We start from the raw sequence: 3,572 nt of genomic DNA on the forward strand, positions 1-3,572 counted from the left end.
GACCATCCTTACGAAAAGCGAGCCTTTCTTTATCTCGACATCCTCTCCTGGCTGGAGAGCCATTTGGAAGGTCGGCCAGTGGCAGATATCATTCGGGAAAAGGCCCTGAAAGTCAACCGATAAGCACTTCAATTTATTTCACAGGGTCCGCACAGGCTGCCCAGAGCACATCCTCAGGAGGTGGTGCGATAATTTTAATAGGTGTTTGCTTTACCGGGTGGATAAATTCGAGCCTGCGCGCATGCAGATGGATACTTCCATTCGGGTTCGATCTTGGATATCCGTATTTGAGATCCCCTTTGATAGGACATCCAAGGGCCGCCAGTTGGGCGCGGATTTGATGATGCCTTCCCGTTTCAAGATTAATTTCCAGTAAGGAATACCGCTCGAGCTTTTTCGCCAAATGATAGCTCAACACCGCGCGTTTCCTGCCCGGTGTTTCTTTGTCGTGGGCATAGGATTTGTTCTGACCCGGATTTCGCTCGAGCCAGTGCGTAAGCGTACCGGAATTCGCGGGGGGCGGATCCTTTATCAGGGCCCAGTAGGTTTTTTCCACCTCCTTGGATTTAAAAAGGGCGTTCATACGGGAAAGGGCTTTCGAAGTTCGGGCAAAAACCACGATACCGGAAGTAGGCCGGTCCAGTCGGTGAATTACTCCTAAGAACACCTGGCCTGGTTTGTTGTATTCCTTTTTAATGTACGCTTTAACGACCTCGCTCAAAGGGGTGTCTCCAGTCTTGTCTCCCTGTACAATGTCGCCCGGTCGCTTGTTGACCACCAGCAGGTGGTTATCCTGGTAAAGCACCTGGAGATTCTCGGGAGTACTATGCGATGCAGGTTTCAATACGCGATCTTTTTCATGGTCAGTCCTGGATGAACACCCTGGCACGGGTACGGGGACAAGCCGGACATTAGTACTGCTCTGAATCGTTCGGAAAATCTTTGTTCTTTACGTCGCTGACGTACTGCCCGATAGCCACATTCATCTCCTCGTATAAATTCATATATCGTCTCAGAAACCGGGGGTTGAATTCATGCGTCATCCCCAGGAGGTCGTGAATGACAAGGACCTGCCCGTCAGCTGCGGCTCCGGCCCCGATACCAATAGTCGGAATACGAAGGGCTTTGGCAACTTTTTGAGTCAGTTCTGCCGGGATTTTTTCAAGTACCACTGCGAAGCATCCCAATTTTTCAAGCATTAAGGCGTCTTCTATGAGTTTTTCAGCTTCTTTCTCCTCCCGCGCCCGGACGGTATAGGTCCCGAACTTATAAATGCTTTGAGGCGTCAACCCGAGATGTCCCATGACCGGAATACCTGCGTTTAGAATGCGTTTAACGGAGTCCTTGATCTCTATTCCCCCTTCTAGTTTAACAGCATGGGCTCCGCTTTCCTTCATAATCCGGATGGCTGATCTCAAAGCCTCTTTAGGGTCGCTTTGATAACTGCCAAAGGGTAAATCCACTACAACCAGTGCGCGTTGAACCGCCCGGATCACAGAACTCGCGTGGTAAATCATCTGATCCAGTGTTATTGGAAGAGTCGTTTCATGTCCTGCCATAGTATTGCTGGCGGAATCCCCTACCAAAATGGCATCTACCCCGGCATCATCGACAATTTTAGCCATGGAGTAGTCATATGCCGTGAGCATCGATATTTTTTCCCCTTGTTGTTTCATCTCAATAAGGGATTTTACGGTAATTCGTTTGTATTGCTTTTTTGCAGTGGACATGAGTGACTTGTTAGGGCGTCAAAGGTACATATTTTTGGTTGCGGGTTGGCCCTAATCCCGCGGGGGACTCCGGGGGTGGTTCCTAAATTTAATGTACATTTAGAAAATCGGGAAAAACTACATGGAAATACGATTGACGCTTATTTGTTTGCTGGCTTTTGTCGGGGCGTTGGCCCAATCCCCTGAAGAGGATGGCATAAAAAAGACTATTGACGGTTTTTTCGAAGGCTTTCACAAGAGGGATACCGCCCAGATGCGCAGTGTGCTTTGGAAGAATGTGCATATGCAGCGGATTGGTACAGACGCTGGGGGAAAGCCTTTTATCAAAGATGAATCCGTTACGGATTTCCTCAATTCAATGGCTTCCCTCCCCGACACTTTGGAAATTGAGGAGCGCTTGCATTTCTACACCATACAGAACGATGGTGCCATGGCCAATGCCTGGACGCCCTACAGTTTTTATATTCAGGGTAAATTACACCACTGTGGTGTAAATTCATTTCAATTGTTCCACGACGGTACCGCCTGGAAAATTATATACATTATAGACACCCGACAGGTCGAGGCCTGTTCGGAGGAGGAGAAAGCCGATTAACAATCGCTGAGGTTTACACCTACGGCCAAACCTCCCTGGGAAGTTTCCTTATACTTCGCGTTCATATCCTTTGCCGTCTCCCACATCGTCTGCACCACCTTGTCAAAAGGTACTTTGGCCATGGCCGGATCGGATTCCAACGCCAGCTCTGCGGCGTTTATCGCCTTAATGGCGCCCATGGAATTTCGCTCGATACAGGGAACCTGGACAAGGCCCGCGATAGGATCACAAGTAAGGCCGAGATGGTGCTCCATGGCGATCTCCGCAGCACAGAGTACCTGCTCGGGAGTCCCGCCCAAAAGTTCGGTTAGGGCGCCCGCGGCCATGGCGGAAGAAACACCAATTTCCGCCTGACACCCTCCCATTGCGGCGGAAATTGTGGCCCCCTTTTTAAAGAGGCTTCCAATTTCACCGGCCACAAGAAGGAACTGCCGTACCTCTTCTGCGCCCGCATCGTGATTTTCGATAACCATGTAATACATCAGCACAGCCGGCACGACACCAGCACTTCCATTGGTAGGGGCGGTCACGATGCGGCCCAAAGCCGCATTTACCTCATTCACGCTGATTGCAAAACAGCTGACCCACTTCAGGATCTGCCGAAATTTAACCTCCGTACCGCGTATGGTTTGCAACCACTGCTCTGTAGTGGTATAGGGAAGATCCCCTTTCAGGTTTTTATAGATTTCAGGAGCCCTCCGTCTCACCTGCAGCCCTCCTGGCAGCTCTCCCGGGCGGTGGCAACCTTCAAAAATACTCTCGAGCATGGTCGCCCATATTCGGTCCAGGCCTTTGTTGATTTCTTCAGGGGTTCGAATGGCGCACTCGTTGGCCCATACAACTTGCGAAACGGGCTTCCCAAGTTCCCGGCAATACCTGAGCAGTTCCAACCCACTCTGCACCGGATATGGGAATGTCTGAAAAACCACAGCTTTTTTACGCGCAGAAACTCTTTCCTTTTTGACGACAAAGCCACCTCCAATGGAATAAAATGTTTCGCGGTGTACGCGTTTCTCCCCTTCAGAAGCTTCAAAAGTGAGGGCATTGGCGTGGAAGGGCAGAAACTTTTTAAGAAAAACCAGATTTTCACTTTCTTCAAAAGGAATCTCCTTATGACCTCCCAGTTTAAGCCGTTTTTCCCTTCGGATAGCATCGATAACCCCGGCCACCTGATCGATAGGAACCCGCTCAGGGTCTGCCCCGCTAAGGCCCATAAGTATGGCGAGATCTGTCGCATGGCCTTTTCC

Annotated in this window: 4 protein-coding genes; 1 reads left to right on the top strand and 3 read right to left on the bottom strand. The window is 50.1% G+C overall.

The window, feature by feature from the left end:
• Positions 1 to 133: 133 nt before the first annotated feature.
• Together WBV75_RS13725 and panB are read right to left on the bottom strand one after the other, a co-directional pair.
• Complete coding sequence (locus WBV75_RS13725) at positions 134 to 844, bottom strand: RluA family pseudouridine synthase (RefSeq protein WP_424121152.1); 711 nt, start codon at positions 842 to 844, stop codon at positions 134 to 136.
• 67 nt (positions 845 to 911) lie between these two features.
• Positions 912 to 1,730 (bottom strand): 3-methyl-2-oxobutanoate hydroxymethyltransferase, encoded by an 819-nt coding sequence (panB, locus tag WBV75_RS13730; protein WP_424121153.1) that lies wholly within the window; start codon positions 1,728 to 1,730, stop codon positions 912 to 914.
• Positions 1,731 to 1,851: 121 nt separating this feature from the next.
• Here panB and WBV75_RS13735 point away from each other — a divergent pair, with 121 nt between their 5' ends.
• Positions 1,852 to 2,325 (top strand): nuclear transport factor 2 family protein, encoded by a 474-nt coding sequence (locus WBV75_RS13735; RefSeq protein WP_424121154.1) that lies wholly within the window; start codon positions 1,852 to 1,854, stop codon positions 2,323 to 2,325.
• Here WBV75_RS13735 and WBV75_RS13740 read toward each other — a convergent pair.
• Positions 2,322 to 3,572 (bottom strand): L-serine ammonia-lyase (locus WBV75_RS13740; protein ID WP_424121155.1); only part of this gene is annotated, 1,251 nt, incomplete at its 5' end. The two genes, WBV75_RS13735 and WBV75_RS13740, sit on opposite strands and share 4 nt — an antisense overlap.

The organism is Robiginitalea sp., from assembly GCF_049588695.1.
GTDB lineage: Bacteria > Bacteroidota > Bacteroidia > Flavobacteriales > Flavobacteriaceae > Robiginitalea.